Source organism: Micromonospora acroterricola (genome assembly GCF_003172955.1).
Classification (GTDB): Bacteria; Actinomycetota; Actinomycetes; order Mycobacteriales; family Micromonosporaceae; genus Micromonospora; species Micromonospora acroterricola.
Genome location: NZ_QGKR01000159.1, coordinates 1 through 17,307, shown reverse-complemented (window position 1 = coordinate 17,307; position 17,307 = coordinate 1). Strand labels below are relative to the sequence as shown.

Annotated in this window: 14 protein-coding genes; 6 read left to right on the top strand and 8 right to left on the bottom strand. The window is 72.7% G+C overall.

Translation table 11 applies throughout. The features are described 5' to 3' along the window. Window positions 1-210: 210 nt before the first annotated feature. The 5 genes from DKT68_RS09335 to DKT68_RS09315 form a co-directional block, all read right to left on the bottom strand. Complete coding sequence (locus DKT68_RS09335; RefSeq protein ID WP_109817023.1) at window positions 211-1,140, bottom strand: SDR family NAD(P)-dependent oxidoreductase; 930 nt, start codon at window positions 1,138-1,140, stop codon at window positions 211-213. Beyond that, the gene (locus DKT68_RS09330) at window positions 1,137-2,321 is read right to left on the bottom strand and encodes a zinc-dependent alcohol dehydrogenase (RefSeq protein ID WP_109817022.1); all 1,185 of its coding nucleotides are present in this window, start codon (window positions 2,319-2,321) and stop codon (window positions 1,137-1,139) included. Before DKT68_RS09330 ends, DKT68_RS09335 begins: the two co-directional genes overlap by 4 nt. Window positions 2,322-2,522: 201 nt before the next feature. Further along, a complete protein-coding gene (locus DKT68_RS09325) occupies window positions 2,523-3,287 on the bottom strand; it encodes a succinate dehydrogenase/fumarate reductase iron-sulfur subunit (RefSeq protein ID WP_109817021.1) in 765 nt (254 codons plus the stop codon). Beyond that, window positions 3,284-5,221: a fumarate reductase/succinate dehydrogenase flavoprotein subunit gene (locus DKT68_RS09320; RefSeq protein ID WP_109817020.1), complete on the bottom strand. Its 1,938-nt coding sequence runs from the start codon at window positions 5,219-5,221 to the stop codon at window positions 3,284-3,286. Before DKT68_RS09320 ends, DKT68_RS09325 begins: the two co-directional genes overlap by 4 nt. 1 nt (window position 5,222) lies before the next feature. Further along, entirely contained in the window at window positions 5,223-5,954 is a 732-nt protein-coding gene (locus DKT68_RS09315; RefSeq protein WP_109817019.1) for a succinate dehydrogenase cytochrome b subunit, read from the bottom strand. Between the two features lie 35 nt (window positions 5,955-5,989). Between DKT68_RS09315 and DKT68_RS09310 the strand changes: the two genes are divergently transcribed. Next, window positions 5,990-6,919, top strand: coding sequence for a LysR family transcriptional regulator (locus DKT68_RS09310; protein WP_109817018.1), 930 nt, complete (start codon window positions 5,990-5,992; stop codon window positions 6,917-6,919). A gap of 7 nt (window positions 6,920-6,926) precedes the next feature. On the opposite strand, the gene hrpA is transcribed toward DKT68_RS09310, so the two are convergent. Beyond that, window positions 6,927-10,991, bottom strand: coding sequence for an ATP-dependent RNA helicase HrpA (hrpA, locus tag DKT68_RS09305; protein ID WP_109817017.1), 4,065 nt, complete (start codon window positions 10,989-10,991; stop codon window positions 6,927-6,929). Window positions 10,992-11,111: 120 nt separating this feature from the next. Between hrpA and DKT68_RS09300 the strand changes: the two genes are divergently transcribed. Next, window positions 11,112-11,567, top strand: a complete 456-nt coding sequence (locus tag DKT68_RS09300; protein ID WP_109817016.1) for a cytidine/deoxycytidylate deaminase family protein — start codon at window positions 11,112-11,114, stop codon at window positions 11,565-11,567. A gap of 16 nt (window positions 11,568-11,583) precedes the next feature. On the opposite strand, the gene DKT68_RS09295 is transcribed toward DKT68_RS09300, so the two are convergent. Next, window positions 11,584-11,943 carry a YciI family protein gene (locus DKT68_RS09295; protein WP_109817015.1) on the bottom strand — a complete coding sequence of 120 codons (360 nt, stop codon included), beginning with the start codon at window positions 11,941-11,943 and terminating at the stop codon, window positions 11,584-11,586. Window positions 11,944-12,084: 141 nt separating this feature from the next. Between DKT68_RS09295 and DKT68_RS09290 the strand changes: the two genes are divergently transcribed. Genes DKT68_RS09290 through DKT68_RS09275 form a run of 4 tightly spaced genes read left to right on the top strand, consistent with a single transcriptional unit; the run spans window position 12,085 to window position 16,070 of the window. Next, window positions 12,085-13,131 (top strand): FecCD family ABC transporter permease, encoded by a 1,047-nt coding sequence (locus DKT68_RS09290; protein ID WP_109817014.1) that lies wholly within the window; start codon window positions 12,085-12,087, stop codon window positions 13,129-13,131. Further along, window positions 13,128-14,231, top strand: coding sequence for a FecCD family ABC transporter permease (locus DKT68_RS09285; RefSeq protein WP_236646804.1), 1,104 nt, complete (start codon window positions 13,128-13,130; stop codon window positions 14,229-14,231). The genes DKT68_RS09290 and DKT68_RS09285 overlap by 4 nt, the downstream gene beginning before the upstream one ends. Window positions 14,232-14,259: 28 nt before the next feature. Then, the gene (locus tag DKT68_RS09280; protein WP_109817024.1) at window positions 14,260-15,123 is read left to right on the top strand and encodes an ABC transporter ATP-binding protein; all 864 of its coding nucleotides are present in this window, start codon (window positions 14,260-14,262) and stop codon (window positions 15,121-15,123) included. Further along, entirely contained in the window at window positions 15,123-16,070 is a 948-nt protein-coding gene (locus DKT68_RS09275) for an ABC transporter substrate-binding protein (protein ID WP_109817013.1), read from the top strand. The genes DKT68_RS09280 and DKT68_RS09275 overlap by 1 nt, the downstream gene beginning before the upstream one ends. Window positions 16,071-16,224: 154 nt before the next feature. On the opposite strand, the gene DKT68_RS09270 is transcribed toward DKT68_RS09275, so the two are convergent. Then, window positions 16,225-16,584 carry an endonuclease domain-containing protein gene (locus DKT68_RS09270; protein ID WP_109817012.1) on the bottom strand — a complete coding sequence of 120 codons (360 nt, stop codon included), beginning with the start codon at window positions 16,582-16,584 and terminating at the stop codon, window positions 16,225-16,227. Window positions 16,585-17,307 lie beyond the last annotated feature (723 nt).

The window sequence follows — 17,307 nt, the reverse complement described above, 5'->3', positions numbered from 1 at the left end:
CCACGATGGGGGAGACGATTGACCATCCGACTGAACCGCAGGACCGCACTCGGTCTGGGCACGGTGCCGGCGGTGGCCACCGTGCCCAGACCGAGTGCGGTCCTGCGGTTCAGTCGGATGGTCAATCGTCTCCCCCATCGTGGTGCGCCGGAGCGCGTGCCGGACCACCACCCTAGGCGAGTTGATCGATGCAAGATGTCCCCCGACCGCTCACCCGAGCCGTCGGCGCAGCGCGGCGCCGACCGGCCCGGGCACGCTGCGGGCGAGTTGCCGCAGGTCGGGCAGATGACCGCCGCGCAGCGCCTCGCTGGCCGGGTTCGGGGCGAAGACCGTGCCGTCGTGGGCGTCGACAGCCCGTCCGCTGAGGCCGGCGAGCCGCATCAGCGGTCCGACGAGGACGTCGTAGACGCCCGGCAGCGCGGTGAAGCCGACCCGCATCACGTAGTTCAGCCGGCCCACGGAGACCTCCCGGCGGGGCCGGTCCACGCAGTCCACGATGGCCCGGGCCACCCGCTGCGGCCCGCTGACCGGCGGTGGGGGCCGGCCGATCCGACCCAGGTAGTTGGCCGCCTGCTGGTACACCGGGGTGTCCACGCTGCCCGGGTTGACCAGGCACAGCCGGATCCGCGGGCTGTCCCGCAGCTCCTGCTGCACCGTCCGGACCAGCCCCTGCAACCCCCACTTGCTGGCCACGTACGCGCTCATGTAGGGGGCGGTGATGTGCCCGAGGACCGAGCCGGTCAGGATCAGGGTGCCGGAGCCGGTGGCGCGGAAGTGCCGCAACGCCACCCGCGCCGAGGTGGCCACGGCCAGCAGATCCGTCCGCACCACCTCGTCGAAGACCCGCTCCGGCAGCTCGTCGAAGCGCCCGTAGGCCATCACCGCCGCTGTGTGCACCCAGACGTCGACGCGGCCGAACCGGTCGGTCGCGGCGCGGGCGAGCGCGTCCAGGGCGCCCGGCTCGGTGACGTCGGTGGGCACGGTCAGCACCTCCGCGTCGGCACACTCCGCGCGTACCTCGGCGAGGGTCTGTGCGGCACGGGCGGCGAGGACGAGGCGGTCGCCGCGCTCGGCGAACGCCCGGGCCGTGGCCCGGCCGATCCCGCTGCTCGCGCCGACGACCACCACGACCCGGCTCACGGCGCGAGCACGACCTTGATGCAGCCGTCGTCCTTCTTCTGGAACATCTCGTACGCCTGCGGCGCCTGGGCCAGCGGCATCCGGTGGGTCCGCAGGTCCTCCACGCCCAGCGGGTCGTCGTCGCGGGCGAGCAGCGGCAGCATCTCGTCGGTCCACCGGCGCACGTGGCACTGCCCCATCCGCAGCTGGATGCCCCGGTCGAACATCTCCATCATCGGCATCGGGTCGGCCTCGCCGCCGTAGACGCCGGAGAGCGAGACGGTCCCGCCGCGCCGGACCGCCTTGATCGCGGCGTGCAGGACGGAGAGCCGGTCCAGGCCGACCCGGTCGGTCATCGTCTGGGCCAGTTTGTCCGGCAGCAGTCCGACGGCGGCGTGGGCGAGCTTGCCGACCGGGGAGCCGTGCGCCTCCATGCCGACGGCGTCGATCACCGCGTCGGGGCCGCGCCCGTCGACCAGGTCGATCAGGGCGCCCGGAACGTCGTCCAGCTCGCGGACGTCGAGCACCTCGATGCCGTGCCGGCGGGCCAGCTCCAGCCGCTCGGGCACCAGGTCCAGCCCGATCACCCGGCCGGCGCCGAGGTGGCGGCCGATCCGCGCACAGAACTGACCGACGGGGCCCAACCCGAACACCGCCAGGGTGCCGCCCGGTGGGGTGTCGGCGTACTTCACCGCCTGCCAGGCGGTGGGCAGGATGTCGGAGAGGTAGAGGTAGCGCTCGTCCGCGCCGGTCTGCGGGACGGTGATCGGGCCGAAGTGGGCCTGCGGCACGCGCAGGTACTCGGCCTGCCCGCCGGGGACGGAGCCGTAGAGCGAGGTGTAGCCGAACAGCGCCGCGCCCTTGCCCTCGCTGCCGACCTGGGTGGTCTCGCACTGGGCGTAGAGCTGGCGCTCGCACATCCAGCAGCTGCCGCAGGAGATGTTGAACGGCACCACCACCCGGTCGCCGGGCTTGAGCCGGGTCACCTCCGGCCCGACCTCCTCGACGATGCCCATCGGCTCGTGGCCGAGGATGTCGCCGGGCTTCAGGTACGGCCCCAGCACCTCGTACAGGTGCAGGTCGGAGCCGCAGATCGCGGTCGAGGTGACCTTGATGATCGCGTCGGTCGGCTCCTCGATGCGGGGATCCGGCACCTCGTCGACCCGTACGTCCCGCCGGCCGTGCCAGGTCAACGCCTTCATGTCCGTCCCCTCTCGTCGCCGTCCACCGGACTGCTACCCGCGCTCGGGGACTTGAACCGGCGTCCGATCGACCCGGGTTCCGTGAAGGTCGACCGGTCGCCGCGCCGGGGACACCCCGACACCAGGGACGTCGGGTCGATCTACGCCAGACCGCCGTACCCCGGAGGCGCGGGGTACGGCGGTCTGGAGGGGGGTGCGGCCTCAGGAGCCGGGGGTGTTGCCGGCGCCCTTCGCGGTTGCCTGGAGGTAGTCCCGGTTGAGCCGGCCGATGGTGTTCAGCGGGATGCCCTTCGGGCAGGCCGGGGTGCACTCACCGGCGTTGGTGCAGCCACCGAAGCCGGCCTCGTCGTGCGCGTCGACCATGCCGATCACCCGCGTGTACCGCTCCGGCTGGCCCTGCGGCAGCAGCGAGAGCTGGGTGAGCTTCGCGGCGGTGAAGAGCATCCCGGAGCCGTTCGGGCATGCGGCCACGCACGCGCCGCAGCCGATGCAGGCGGCCGACTCGAAGGCGGCGTCCGCGTTGGCCTTGGCCACCGGGGTCGAGTGCGCCTCGGGCGCGCTGCCGGTCGGCGCGGTGATGTAGCCACCGGCGGCGATGATCTTGTCGAGGGCGCCCCGGTTGACGACCAGGTCCTTGATCACCGGGAAGGCGCTCGCCCGCCACGGCTCGATGTCGATCGTCTCGCCGTCGGTGAACTGCCGCATGTGCAGCTGGCACGCGGTGGTGCCGCGCTGCGGCCCGTGCGCGTCGCCGTTGATCATCAAGCCGCACATGCCGCAGATGCCCTCGCGGCAGTCGTGGTCGAACGCCACCGGGTCCTCGCCGGCGAGGATCAGCCGCTCGTTGAGCACGTCGAGCATCTCGAGGAACGACATGTCCGGGGACACGTCGTCGACCGGGTAGGTCACCATCCGACCCTTGTCCTCAGGGCCCTTCTGGCGCCAGATGCGCAGGGTCAGGTTCACTTGTAGCTCCGCTGCGTGGGGTGGACGTACTCGAACTTCAGGTCTTCCTTGTGCAGCACCGAGGGCTCGCCGGTGGCGGTGAACTCCCACGCCGCCACGTACGCGAACCGGTCGTCGTCGCGCTGCGCCTCGCCGTCCGGGGTCTGGTGCTCGGCCCGGAAGTGCCCGCCGCAGGACTCCTCGCGGTGCAGGGCGTCGATGCACATCAGCTCGGCCAGCTCGAAGAAGTCGGCTACCCGGCCGGCCTTCTCCAGCGACTGGTTGAGTTCCTCGCCGGTGCCGGACACCTTGACCCGCTGCCAGAACTGGTCGCGCAGGGCGCGGATCTCGCCGATCGCCTTGCGCAGGCCGGCGTCGCTGCGCTCCATGCCGCAGTGCTCCCACATGATCTGGCCCAGCTCCCGGTGGAACGAGTCCACCGTCCGGTCGCCGTTGACCGCCAGCAGCCGCTGGATCCGGTCCTCGACGTCGGCGCGCGCCTCGACCGCCGCCGGGTGGCTGGCGTCGACCTTCTCCAGCGGGCCCGAGGCCAGGTAGTTGGCGATGGTGGTGGGCAGCACGAAGTAGCCGTCGGCCAGGCCCTGCATCAGCGCCGAGGCGCCGAGCCGGTTGGCGCCGTGGTCGGAGAAGTTCGCCTCACCGATCACGAACAGGCCCGGGATGCTCGACTGGAGGTCGTAGTCGACCCAGAGCCCGCCCATTGTGTAGTGCACGGCGGGGTAGATCCGCATCGGCACCTCGTACGGGTCCTCGCCGGTGATCCGCTCGTACATCTCGAAGAGGTTGCCGTACTTGGCCTCGATGGCCTTGCGGCCCAGCCGGTCGATCGCGTCGGCGAAGTCGAGGTAGACGCCCAGCTTGGTCGGCCCGACGCCCCGACCCTCGTCGCAGACGTTCTTCGCGGCGCGCGAGGCGATGTCGCGGGGGACCAGGTTGCCGAAGGAGGGGTAGATCCGCTCCAGGTAGTAGTCCCGCTCGTCCTCGGGGATGTCGCGGGGGTTGCGGTCGTCGCCCTTGGCCTTCGGCACCCAGACGCGGCCGTCGTTGCGCAGCGACTCGCTCATCAGGGTCAGCTTCGACTGGTGGTCGCCGGAGACCGGGATGCAGGTCGGGTGGATCTGCGTGTAGCAGGGGTTCGCGAAGTACGCGCCCTTGCGGTGCGCCCGCCACGTGGCGGTGACGTTGCAGCCCTTGGCGTTGGTGGAGAGGTAGAAGACGTTGCCGTAGCCGCCGGAGGCGAGCACCACGGCGTCGGCCATCTCGGTGCTGATCTCCCCGGTGACCAGGTCCCGGACGACGATGCCCCGGGCCTTGCCGTCCACGACGACCAGCTCCAGCATCTCGTGCCGGGCGTTCATCTCCACGTTACCGAGGCCGATCTGCCGCTCCAGCGCCTGGTACGCGCCCAGCAGCAGCTGCTGGCCCGTCTGGCCCCGGGCGTAGAAGGTGCGCTGCACCTGGGCCCCGCCGAAGGAGCGGGTGTCCAGCAGGCCGCCGTACTCGCGGGCGAACGGCACGCCCTGCGCGACGCACTGGTCGATGATGTTGACCGAGACCTCGGCCAGCCGGTGCACGTTCGACTCCCGGGAGCGGAAGTCGCCGCCCTTGACGGTGTCGTAGAACAGCCGGTGCACCGAGTCGCCGTCGTTGCGGTAGTTCTTCGCCGCGTTGATGCCGCCCTGGGCCGCGATCGAGTGCGCCCGGCGCGGGCTGTCCTGGTAGCAGTAGGACCGGACGTGGTAGCCCTGCTCGGCCAGGGTGGCCGCCGCCGAGCCGCCGGCCAGGCCCGTGCCGACGACGATCACCGTCATCTTGCGGCGGTTGGCCGGGTTGACCAGCTTGGCCTCGAAGCGCCGGGTCTCCCAGCGCTTGTCGATCGGGCCGGCGGGAGCCCTGGTGTCGGCGATCGGGTCGCCCTCGGTGAAGAGTTCCATGTCAGGACACCAATCCGGTGAGTACGGCGAACGGGACCACCAGGTATCCGGCGCAGAGCAGCACGGCGAACACCAGCGCGGCGGTGCGCGCCCGGCGCTCGCCCCGCGGCGTCTGCTGGCCGAGACTGCGGAACGCGCTGAAGGCGCCGTGCCGCAGGTGGAAGCCCACCGCGACGATGGCGAGGGTGTAGAAGAGCGTCACGTACCAGCGCTCCGGCGCGAAGTCGGCGACGACGTTGCCGTACGGCTTGCTCTCGTTGCCGACCGGGTTCAGCGTGCCGGTGGTCAGGTCCAGGAGGTGGTAGATCACGAAGAGCAGGATGATCACCCCGCCCCAGCGCATGGTGCGGGCCGCGTAGCTGCCGTTGATCTTCTTGCGGTGGGCGTACTTCACCGGGCGGGCCGCGCGGGCCCGCCGGGCGAGCACGGTCGCGGCGACGATGTGCGCGACGACGGCCACCACCAGCACGGTCCGCAGGATCCACAGGAACCACACGCCGGGCAGCAGCGGCTTGCCGATGTCGCGCAGCCAGTGCGCGTAGTGGTCGAACGAGGTCTCCCCCGTGAACACCTTCAGGTTTCCGAGCATGTGCGCGATGAGGAACAGCGCCAGCAGGATGCCCGTCACCGCCATGACGGCCTTGAGGCCGACGTTGGAGCGGATGGGCGACCGAGTTCTCGTGACTACCACGCAACCGACGCTAGGAGGACTTGCACCAGTCGTCCAATGCATCAAACTCGCAGTCTTGATAGCCGTAGGCTATGTAGATGCAGTTGCATCAGCTCCGGTACTTCACTGCGGTGGCCGAAGTACGACATTTCACCCAAGCCGCCGACCTGGTCGGCATCACTCAGCCTTCACTCAGTAAGCAAATTCACGCTCTGGAGACCGATCTCGGCGCCCCGCTGTTCGAGCGGGTACGGGGCAACATCGCCCTCACCGCGGCCGGCGAGGTGCTGCTGCCACTGGCCACCCGGATCCTCGCCGACGTGGACACCGCCACCCGGGAGGTCCAGGAGCTGGTCGGACTCCGCCGGGGCCGCGTCCGGCTCGGCGCCACCCCCAGCCTGGCCACGTCGCTCGCCCCGCCGGTGCTGCGCCGGTTCCGCGACGCGCACCCCACCGTCGACCTGAAGGTCGAGGAGAGCGGATCCCAGGACCTCGTGCGCGACCTGCTCCGCGGCGACCTCGACCTGGCCCTCATCATCATGCCGGCCCAGGGCGCCGACCCGGGGCTGCGCGTCGACCCGATCCTCCAGGAGAGCCTGGTGGTGGCCTCGGTGGGGGAGGTGCCGACCGCCTCGGCGAGCGGGGAGCTGCGCATCACCGACCTGCGCGACCAGCCGATGGTGATGTTCCGGGAGGGCTACGACCTGCGCGACGCCACCATCGAGGCGTGCCGCGCGGCGGGCTTCGAGCCGACCTTCGCGGTGGACGGCGGCGAGATGGACGCGGTGCTCAGCTTCGTCGAGGCGGGGCTCGGCATCGCCCTGGTGCCCGGCATCGTGCTGGCCCGCCGGCCGGGTGTGCGGATCACCCCGCTGGCGCCGCCCGGGGTGCGGCGGACCATCGCGGTGGCCCGCCGGCGCGACGTGGTGCCCACCCACGCCGGCCGGGAGCTGCGCCGGATCCTGCTCGACTACGTGCAGTCCGCGATCGACCGCGACGACCTCCCGCCCGGCGTGGACCCGCGCTGACCGCCCGTCATCTGCCCTCGGCGTCGTCCATCGCCCGGTAGATCCGCTGCTCCGAGACGGGGTACGGGGTGCCCAGCGCCTGGGCGAAGACGTTCACCCGCAACTCCTCGATCATCCAGCGGATCTGCCGTACGGCGGTCTCCTGCCGGCGTGCCGGCGGCAGCGCGGCGAGCATGTCGGCGTACTCCTTCTGCACCGCCGCCACCCGGTCCTGCTGCTGGCGGTCCCGCTGCGGGTTGCCCGCGAGACGGTCCAGCCGGCGCTCGATCGCGGTGAGGTAGCGCAGCAGGTCGGGCAGGCGGGCGTAGCCGGTCTCGGTGATGAAACCGGCGTGCACCAGCCCGGCGAGCTGGTTGCGGATGTCGGCCAGCGCGGCCACCACGGCGAGGTCGCGGGTGGCGCCGAGCCGCTGCTCGACGGCGTACGCGGCGCCGAGCACCTTGCGGACCCGCTCCATGACCTCGACCACGGTGTCGACCAGGTCGGCGCGGACCTTCTCGCGCAGCGCCGCGAACCCCTCGGCGTCCCAGGCCGGCCCGCCGGCGTCGCCGATCAGCCGGTCGATGGCCGCGCCCGCCGCGTCCTCGATCAGCTCCTGCACGCCGCCGTGCGGGTTGCGGCTCAGCGCCAGCTTCGCCTCGTTGCTCAGCCGGCCCTGCAGGAAGCGCGCCGGGGACGGCACGGTGAGCCGCAGCAGCCGGCGGGTGCCGGCCCAGTGCGCCGCCTCCGCCTCGGCGGGGGAGTCGAAGACCTTCACCCCGACCGTGGCGCCCTCGTCGACCAGCGCCGGGTACGCGGTGACCGCGTAGCCGGCGCGGACCTGCTCGATGGTGCGCGGCAGCGTGCCGATGCTCCACTCGCGCAGCCCGGTGCGGGCCACCTCCGGCGCGGCGGCCGCCACGACCTGGCGTACCTCCTGGCGGAGCTGGCGTTGCAGGGCCGTCAGGTCCTTGCCCTCGGCGACGGGCTTCTCGTCGTCGCCCAGCACCCGGAAGGTCACCCGCAGGTGGGCCGGGAGCTTGCCCGGTTCCCAGGCGTCGCGGGGCACGGTGACACCGGTCATCCGGCGTAGCTGCCGGGTGAGCGCGTCCAGCAGCGGTTCCTCGCCGGGGGTGATCGCCGCGAGGGCGGCCCGGGCGAAGTCCGGCACCGGGACGAAGTTGCGGCGCACCGGCTTGGGCAGCGAGCGGATCAGCGCGATCACCAGTTCCTCGCGCAGCCCGGGCACCTGCCAGTCGAAGCTCTCCGCCGGCACCTGGTTGAGCAGCGGCAGGGGGATGTCCACGGTGACGCCGTCGGTCGGTGTGCCCGGCTCGAAGCGGTAGGTCAGCGGCAGGCTCACCCCGTCGGCTCGCCACTCGTCCGGGTAGTCGCCCTCGTCCACCCCGGCCCGGCCGTCGTTGACCAGCAGGTCCCGGGTGAACGTCAGCAGGTCGGGTTGGTCCCGGCGGGTCTTCTTCCACCAGCTGTCGAAGTGCCGGCCGGAGACCACGTCGGCCGGGATCCGCTGGTCGTAGAAGGCGAAGATCGTCTCGTCGTCGACCAGGATGTCCCGGCGGCGGGCCCGGCTCTCCAGCTCCTCGATCTCGCCCAGCAACCGCTTGTTGTCCGCCCAGAACTGGTGGTGGGTCTGCCAGTCGCCCTCCACCAGGGCGTGCCGGATGAACAGCTCCCGGCTCAGCGTCGGGTCGATCCGCCCGAAGTTGACCTTGCGGGAGGCGACCAGCGGGACGCCGTACAGGGTGACCTTCTCGTAGGCCATCACCGCGGCCTGCTTCTTCTCCCAGTGCGGCTCGCTGTAGCTGCGCTTGACCAGGTGCTGCGCCAGCGGCTCGACCCACTCCGGCTCGACCCGGCCGGCGATCCGGCCCCACAGCCGCGAGGTCTCCACCAGCTCGGCGGCCATCACCCAGCGCGGCGGCTTCCTGAACAACGCCGAACCGGGGAAGAGCCCGAACTTCGCGCCCCGCGCCCCCAGGTACTCGTGCTTCTGCGCGTCCTTCAGGCCGATGTGCGACAGCAGGCCGGGCAGCAGCGACTGGTGCACCTTCGGGGTGTCGATCTCCTCCGGCAGGTCCGCGCCGCCCCGGCGGCCCCGGCCGGCGTCCGCGTCGTCCGAGGTGTCGCGCGCCGGGCGCCCACCACGCCGGTCGCCCTCCTGCGGGGTACGCAGCACCTGCCGCAGTTGACTGACGATGTCCTGCCACTCGCGGATCCGCAGGTAGTTCAGGTACTCCGCCTTGCACATCCGGCGGAACGCGCTGGAGGACAGCTCCCGCTGCTGTTCCCGCAGGTAGCGCCACAGGTTCAGGTAGGCGACGAAGTCCGACTCCTTGTCGGCGAACCGGGCGTGCGCCTGGTCGGCCTGGGCCTGCTTCTCCGCCGGCCGCTCGCGCGGGTCCTGGATGGAGAGCGCGGCGGCGATCACCAACACCTCGGTGGCGCAGCCGTTGCGCTCGCCCTCGACCACCATCCGGGCCAGTCGCGGGTCGACCGGCAGCTGGGCCAGCCGCCGGCCCAGCGCGGTGAGCCGCTTGGCCGGGTCGGCCTCGGCCGGGTCGAGCGCGCCCAGCTCGTGCAGCAGGTTGACGCCGTCGGCGATGTTGCGCCGGTCCGGCGGGTCGATGAACGGGAACGCGGCCAGGTCGCCCAGCCCGATCGCCGTCATCTGGAGGATGACCGACGCCAGGTTGGTGCGCAGGATCTCCGGGTCGGTGAACTCCGGCCGGGAGAGGAAGTCCTGCTCGTCGTAGAGGCGGATGCAGATGCCGTCCGAGGTCCGGCCGCAGCGGCCCTTGCGCTGGTTGGCCGACGCCTGCGAGACCGGCTCGATCGGCAGCCGCTGCACCTTCAGCCGGCTGGAGTAGCGGGAGATCCGGGCGGTGCCCGGGTCCACCACGTACTTGATGCCGGGCACGGTCAGCGAGGTCTCCGCGACGTTGGTGGCGAGCACCACCCGACGCGACGTGTGCGCGGCGAAGACCCGGTGCTGCTCGGCGGAGGAGAGCCGCGCGTACAGCGGCAGGATCTCGGTGCCGAGCAGCGAGCGCTTCTTCTGCACCAGCTTGCCCAACGCGTCGGCGGTGTCCCGGATCTCGCGTTCCCCGCTGAGGAAGACCAGGATGTCGCCGGGGCCCTCGGCGGCCAGCTCCTCGACGGCGTCGCCGATCGCCTGGATCTGGTCGCGGACGTTCTCCTCGTCGCCGTCGCCGTCCTCCTCGCCCTCGGCGAGCTCGACGAGGGGCCGGTAGCGCACCTCCACCGGGTAGGTACGACCCGACACCTCCACCACCGGCGCCGGCACGCCCTGCGGCTCGTCGGTCGTGGGCGGCCCGGCGAAGTGCCGGGCGAAGCGGTCGGTCTCGATGGTCGCCGAGGTGATGATCACCTTGAGGTCGGGTCGGCGGGGCAGCAGCTCCCGCAGGTACCCGAGGATGAAGTCGATGTTGAGGCTGCGCTCGTGCGCCTCGTCGATGATCAACGTGTCGTACTGGCGCAGCATGCGGTCGGTCTGCAACTCCGCCAGCAGGATGCCGTCGGTCATCAGCTTGACCAGGCTGCGCTCGCTCACCTGGTCGGTGAAGCGCACCTTGTAGCCGACCACGTCACCCAGCTCGGTGCCCAGCTCGTCGGCGATCCGGTCGGCCACCGTCCGGGCGGCCAGCCGCCGGGGCTGGGTGTGCCCGATCAGCCCGTGCACCCCGCGCCCCAGCTCCAGACAGATCTTGGGGATCTGGGTGGTCTTGCCGGAGCCGGTCTCGCCGGCCACGATCACCACCTGGTGGTCCCGGATGGCGGTGGCGATGTCGTCCTTGCGATCGCTGACCGGCAGGCCGGCCGGGTAGGTGATCACGGGCACGGCCGCCCGCCGGGCGGCGATCCGCTGCTCGGCCCGGGCCAGGTCGGTGGTGATCTCGGCGAGCGCCGCCTCCCGGCGCTGCGGGTCGCGCAGCTTGCGGGCCCCGTCCAGGCGGCGCTGGAGCCGGCGCTGGTCGCGGAACATCAGGGGGGAGAGGCGGCGGTGCAGCTCGCGAACCGGGTCGGTCGCGGCGGAGGCGGCTGGATTCTGCATGTCGTGCCCAAGGATAGGCAGCCCGGCCGCGTACCGCCCCCGGGTTACCGCGCCGCCGATCTCCAGAGCCACACGCGGCCGTCTAGAGTTGCGGCCGACGTCGAGCGCCGGGGGGCCGGGATGGAGCTGCGGGACACCGACCGGGCGCTGGTGCAGGCCGCCACGGCGGTCGCCAAGCTGCGCTGCCGCAGCGAGCACCACACCGTTGCGGCCGCCGCCCGGACCGCCGACGGGCGGGTCTTCACCGGAGTCAACGTCCACCACGTCTCCGGAGGATCCTGCGCCGAGCTGATCGTCGTCGGCACGGCCGCGACGCAGGGCGTGACCGGGCTGGAGACCATCGTGACGGTCGCCGACCGGGGGCGTGCGGTCATCGCGCCGTGCGGCCGGTGCCAGCAGGTGCTGCGGGACTACTTCCCGGCGCTGCGGGTGATCATCGGCTCGGTGGAGGCGCTGCGGGTGGTCCCGATCGGGGAGCTACCGCGAGAGCACCGCGGTGAGGATGAGCAGGGGAGCACGCCCGCGTCGGCCAGCTCGTCAGGCCTCCCGGCGACCCGGACCGGCGCCACCGGCTGAGCCCACCGGCGTCGGATCAGTCGCCGGCCGCCGCCTCCAGCATCGACTGGGGCATGGGCACGCTCTCGAACCGCACGTTGCCCTCCGGGACCAGCCAGCTCATCACCTGCACGGCCAGGCGGCCGGCCCGCACGGCCGGGTCGTTGGCGTAGAGCGTACGGGCCTCGTCCGGGGCGATGGAGAGCACGACGAAGCCCCGCAGGCGGTCGTCGTCGGCGTGCAGGAACGGCCCGGCCGCGAGCACCAGTCCCTGCTCCACGAGCCCCGCCTGGTGGGCCAGGTGCGCGTCCTGCAACCGGTCGATCGCGTCCTGCGGCAGCTCCGGGGCATCCTCGGGCCGGACCAGGAGCACGACCGTGTGCTGGTCGAATCGCATGCTCCCACCCTAGGCGCGCCGCCCCCTCGGCGCGGGCGTCCGCCCTGCTCAGCCGCCCTCGGATCGACGAGCGCCAGTTAGGCGGGCCTCAGCACGTCGGCTAAGGTAAGGCGAACCTAAGCGCGAACGTGCAGGAGACTCGTGACCACCCTCGTCACCCGGCCGGCCCCGGCCCACGGCCGGACCGGCACCCGCGCCGGCCGCCGGGTGGCCGTCACCGTCGCCGCCGCGCTGGTGCTGCTGCTCACCGTCCTCGCCAGCTTCGCGCTCGGTAGCCGACAACTCGGCGTCGACCAGGTCTGGCACGCCCTCGTCGCGCCGGACGGCGGTGACGCCAGCACCATCGTCCGCGAGCTGCGGGTGCCGCGTACGGCGCTCGGCCTCGCCGTCGGGCTCGCGCTCGCCGTGGCCGGCGTGCTGTTCCAGGCGCTCACCCGCAACCCCCTCGCCGAGCCGCGCATCCTGGGCATCAGCGCCGGCGCGTCGTTCGGCGTGGTCCTCGCCATCTCCGTCTTCGGCGTCGGCACGCTCGCCGGGTACGTCTGGTTCGGCATCGCCGGTGCGCTGCTCGCCGGACTGCTGGTCTTCGCCATCGCCGCCCGCGCCCGCGAGGGCGCCAGCCCGGTCACCCTCGCGCTGGTCGGCGCGGCGCTCGACGCCAGCCTCGCCTCCGGGGTGTACGCGCTGCTCAGCATCGACGCCCGCACCTTCGAGGAGTACCGGTTCTGGGTCGTCGGCGGGCTGGCCGGGCGGGACCTGGCGGTCAGCGCGCAGGTGGCGCCCTTCGTCCTCGCCGGCCTCGTGCTCGCCGCCCTGGTCGCCCGGGGCCTGGACGCGCTGGCCCTCGGCGACGACGTGGCCCGCGGCCTCGGCAACCGGGTCGGCCTGGTCCGCCTCGGCGGTGGCCTCGCGGCGGTGCTGCTGACCGGCGCCGCGGTGGCCGCGGCCGGGCCGGTCGCCTTCGTCGGGCTGGCCGTGCCACACCTGGCGCGGGCCCTCGTCGGCGCCGACCACCGCTGGACCCTCGCCGTCTCCGCCCTGCTCGGGCCGGCGCTGCTGCTCGGCGCCGACGTCGTCGGCCGGCTCGTCGCCCCGCCCGGCGAGATACCGGCCGGGATCATCACCGCTCTCATCGGCGCGCCGCTGCTGGCCGTCCTGGTCCGCCGCGCCCGGGTGGTGACCGCGTGACCGCCACCGACCGCCGCACGGGCTCCCCGAGCACGCCCGACGCCGACGCGCCGCCCGCTGACGGCGCGGCGCGACTGCCCGGGCGGTCGCTGCTGCGGATCGGCCCGGTCAGCCTCCAGATCCGCCGCCGCGCGGTGCTCGTGGCCACCACGCTGACCGTGCTGCTCCTGCTGGCCGTGGTGCTCAGCCTCTCCCTGGGCACCCCGTACGTCGCCCCGGCCGACGTGCTGCGCGCGCTCTCCGGCGCCGGCACCCCGTACGACCTGGTCGTCTTCGACCTGCGCCTGCCGCGGATCGCGCTGGCCGCGCTGGCCGGCGCGGCGTTCGGCGTGGCCGGCACCCTGATCCAGAGCGTCGCGCGCAACCCCCTCGCCAGCCCGGACGTCATCGGCATCACCCAGGGCGCCGGGCTCGCCGCGACCATCGCGCTGACCAGCGGGATGGCCGCGGTGCTGGTGGCGCCCACCGCGCTGGTGGGCGGGCTGCTCGCCGCGGTGCTGCTCTTCGCCCTCGGCGCCCGGCACGGGCTGGCCGCCCAGCGGTTCGTTCTCGCCGGGGTGGCGGTCGCGTTCGCCTTCCGGGCGCTGACCGAGGTGGTCATGCTCACCGCCGACCCCATCGACGGGCTGCGCGCACAGATCTGGCTGATCGGCACCCTCGCCGGCAAGGGCTGGACCGAGGCCGCCTGGATCGCCGGCACCCTCCTGGTGCTGCTGCCGGTGCTGGCCTGGGCCGGCTGGGCGCTGAACAGCACCGCCCTGGACGACGACACCGCGACCGGTGTCGGGCTGCGCCCGGTGGCCCGCCGCATCGGGCTCGCCGCCACCGGCGTCCTCGTCGCCGCCATGGTCACCGCGCAGGTCGGCGCCGTCGACTTCGTGGCCCTCGTCGCCCCGCAGCTGGCCCGGCGGCTGGTCCGGGCCGAACGACCGCCGCTGGTGTGCGCGGCGCTGCTCGGCGCGCTCCTGCTGGTGCTCGCCGACCTGGCCGGCCGGCGGCTGATCGCGCCCACCCAACTCCCGGCCGGCGTGCTGACCGCCGCGATCGGCGGACCGTACCTGATCTTCCTGCTGCTGCGCGGACGGCGGCGGTCCTCGTGACGGCCACCCGCCCCCGGAAGGAGTCGTGATGCTCTCCACCCGCGACCTGGTCGCCGGCTACGACGAGCGGACCGTGCTCGACGGGCTCGACCTGGACCTGCCGACCGACGCGTTCACCGTGATCGTCGGGCCGAACGCCTGCGGCAAGTCCACCCTCCTGCGGACGATGGCCCGGCTGCTCACCCCCCGCCGCGGCACCGTGCTGCTCGACGGCAGCTCCATCCGGGACCTGCCGACCCGGGAGGTCGCCCGCCGGCTCGGCGTACTGCCGCAGAGCCCGCTGGTGCCCGAGGGCGTCACCGTGGCCGACCTCGTCGGACGCGGCCGGCAGCCGTACCAGCGGTGGTGGCGGCAGTGGTCACCGGAGGACGGCGCGGCCGTGGACCGGGCCATGGCCCTCGCCGACGTGGCCAGCCTCGCCGACCGGCCGGTGGACAGCCTCTCCGGCGGCCAACGACAACGGGTGTGGATCGCCATGACCCTCGCCCAGGACACCGACGCCCTGCTGCTGGACGAGCCCACCACCTTCCTCGACCTGGCCCACCAGGTGGAGGTGCTGGACCTGCTGCACCGGCTGCGCGTCGAGCGGGGCCGCACCGTGGTGGCCGTGCTGCACGACCTCAACCAGGCCGCCCGCTACGCCGACCACCTCGTCGCGATGCGCGCCGGCACGGTGGTGGCCGCCGGGCCGCCCCGCGACATCCTCACCGCGGACCTGGTCCGCGACGTCTTCGGGCTGGCCTGCGTGGTCGTGCCCTGCCCGGTGACCGGGGCACCGCTGGTGGTGCCCGCGCACACCGGCGGCACCGCCCGCCCGGTCACCCCCTCCGCACCCTCCGCCGACGGCGGGAGCATCCCGCTCGCCGGCTCGTACCCCTCGAAAGGACACTGATGCGTCGTCTCGTCGCCGCCCTCACCGCGGCCGTCGCCCTCGGCGTCGGACTCACCGCCTGCGGTGAGAGCGACCCGGTCGCCGGCACCGCCACCGGGGAGACCCGGGAGATCACCCACGCCATGGGCACCACCAAGGTCCCGGCCGACCCCAAGCGCGTCGTCGTCCTCGACACCGACAAGATCGACACAGCGCTCTCGCTGGGTGTCACGCCGATCGGCGCCGCCACCGCCGGCGAGGCGAGGAGCTGGCCGACCTACTTCGGCGCGGACAAGCTCGCCAGCATCAAGGAGGTCGGGGTGCTCACCGAGCCCGACCTGGAGGCGATCAACGCGCTGAAGCCCGACCTCATCCTGGGCAGCAAGTTCCGCCAGGAGAAGTTCTACGACGAGCTGGCCGCCATCGCGCCGACCGTGTTCACCGACAAGGTCGGCATCACCTGGAAGGAGAACTTCCTCCTCGACGGCAAGGCGCTCGGCCGTGAGCAGCAGGCCAAGGACCTGCTCGCCGCGTACGAGAAGCGGGCCAAGGACTTCGGCGCGACGCTCGGCGACGCCGCCACCCGCAAGGTGTCGATCGTGCGGTTCATGCCCGGCGCCATCCGGGTGTACGGCCCCGACTCGTTCTCCGGCATCGTCATCGGCGACACCGGCCTCGGCCGCCCCGAGCGGCAGCTCCTCGCCGCCAAGGAGGACAAGCGCTTCGACCAGGTCAGCCCCGAGCGGATCAACGAGGTCGACGGTGACGTCATCTTCGTGACCGCGTACGGCGACAAGGCCGCCGCCGAACAGGCCAAGATGACCGGCGGCACCCTGTGGAAGGGCCTCGGCGCGGTCAAGGCCGGCAAGGCGTACCCGGTCGCCGACGAGGTCTGGATGACCGGCATCGGCGTCGGCGCCGCCAACAAGATCCTCGACGACCTGACAAAGTACCTCCCCGCCGCCTAACCCCGACGCGCCGCGCCCTCGCACGCGGGCGCCCCGCGCCCCGCGCCCCGCGCCCCGCGCGCCCAAGATCCGGACAACTTCGGGGAAACTGCTGCCTCACGACCTGGTAAGACGGCAGGATCCCTGAAGTTGTGCGGATCTTGGCTTGTGTGGGTCAGTGCGGGCGGGAGCGGGACCGCAGAGCCTGGCGAAGTTTGGTGAGGAAGGCATCGAAGTCCTCGCGGAATCGCTTCGCGGTGACGTGCAGGACGATCCAGTCCTCACCCATCAGCCGGTTGAGGCGACGTCGGTCTCGGTGGAACTGCTCGGGATCGTTGTGCCACAGACCGTCGTACTCGACAGCGACCTTGAGGTGCGGCCAGGCCAGGTCGAGGCGGGCCACGAACGTGCCGTCGCGCTCGACCACGAACTGGGTCACGGGCCTCGGCAGCCCGGCGAGCACGATCCGCACCCTGAGCCGGGACTCCGGGGCGGACTCAGCCCCGGCGTCGGCCAGCTCGGCCACCCGCACCATCCGCTTCCAGCCCCGGCTGCCGACCCGTGCCCGGGCGTCCTCGCGGAGGTGGGGAGGTCCACCAGCCGTTGCCCGGCGAGGCGGTCCACGATGGCAACCGCCTCCTCGGTCGTCAGCCACTGGGCGAGGTCCCAGCAGGTGCGCGACGGCGTGGTCAGCGGGATGCCCCCACGCGCCGCGGAGTCGGTCGCGTTGATCGCGCCGACGTGGACGACGAGCCCCGACACCGGCCCGAACCGCTGCCCAGACGGTACGAGCACGTCGAGGGGTTCGTGGTCGGCGACCGTTGCCGCACCGTAGAGCGCCGCCGCGCTGCGACCCGCGATGACCACGCCGGGCGGCAGCACCCACCTCGCTGCGGCGGCGCAGCGTTCGCGATGGGTGACCGCCAAGCGGGCATCGGCGTAGACATCCCGGAACAGGGGGCGCCACGCCGCGCTGCGCAACTCCGTCCGGGTCAGCAGACCTTGGGCGACGACGTGGGAGCCGCGGAAGACGCGCCCCTGTAGGACCGCCGGCCGTCGTGGAGGAACAGGCATGACGACACCTTGACCGGTGGACCAGCCCGCCAGCAGCCCCTGTGGATAACCCCTTCTCGCCAGGCCGGAGCGCCAAGATCCGCGCAACTTCGCTGTTTTTGCTGCCTGGTCGCGATGCGAGGCGGCAGCATCCCCGAAGTTGCGCGGATCTCGGCGGGCGGGGTGAGGGGTGAGTGGGTGAAAT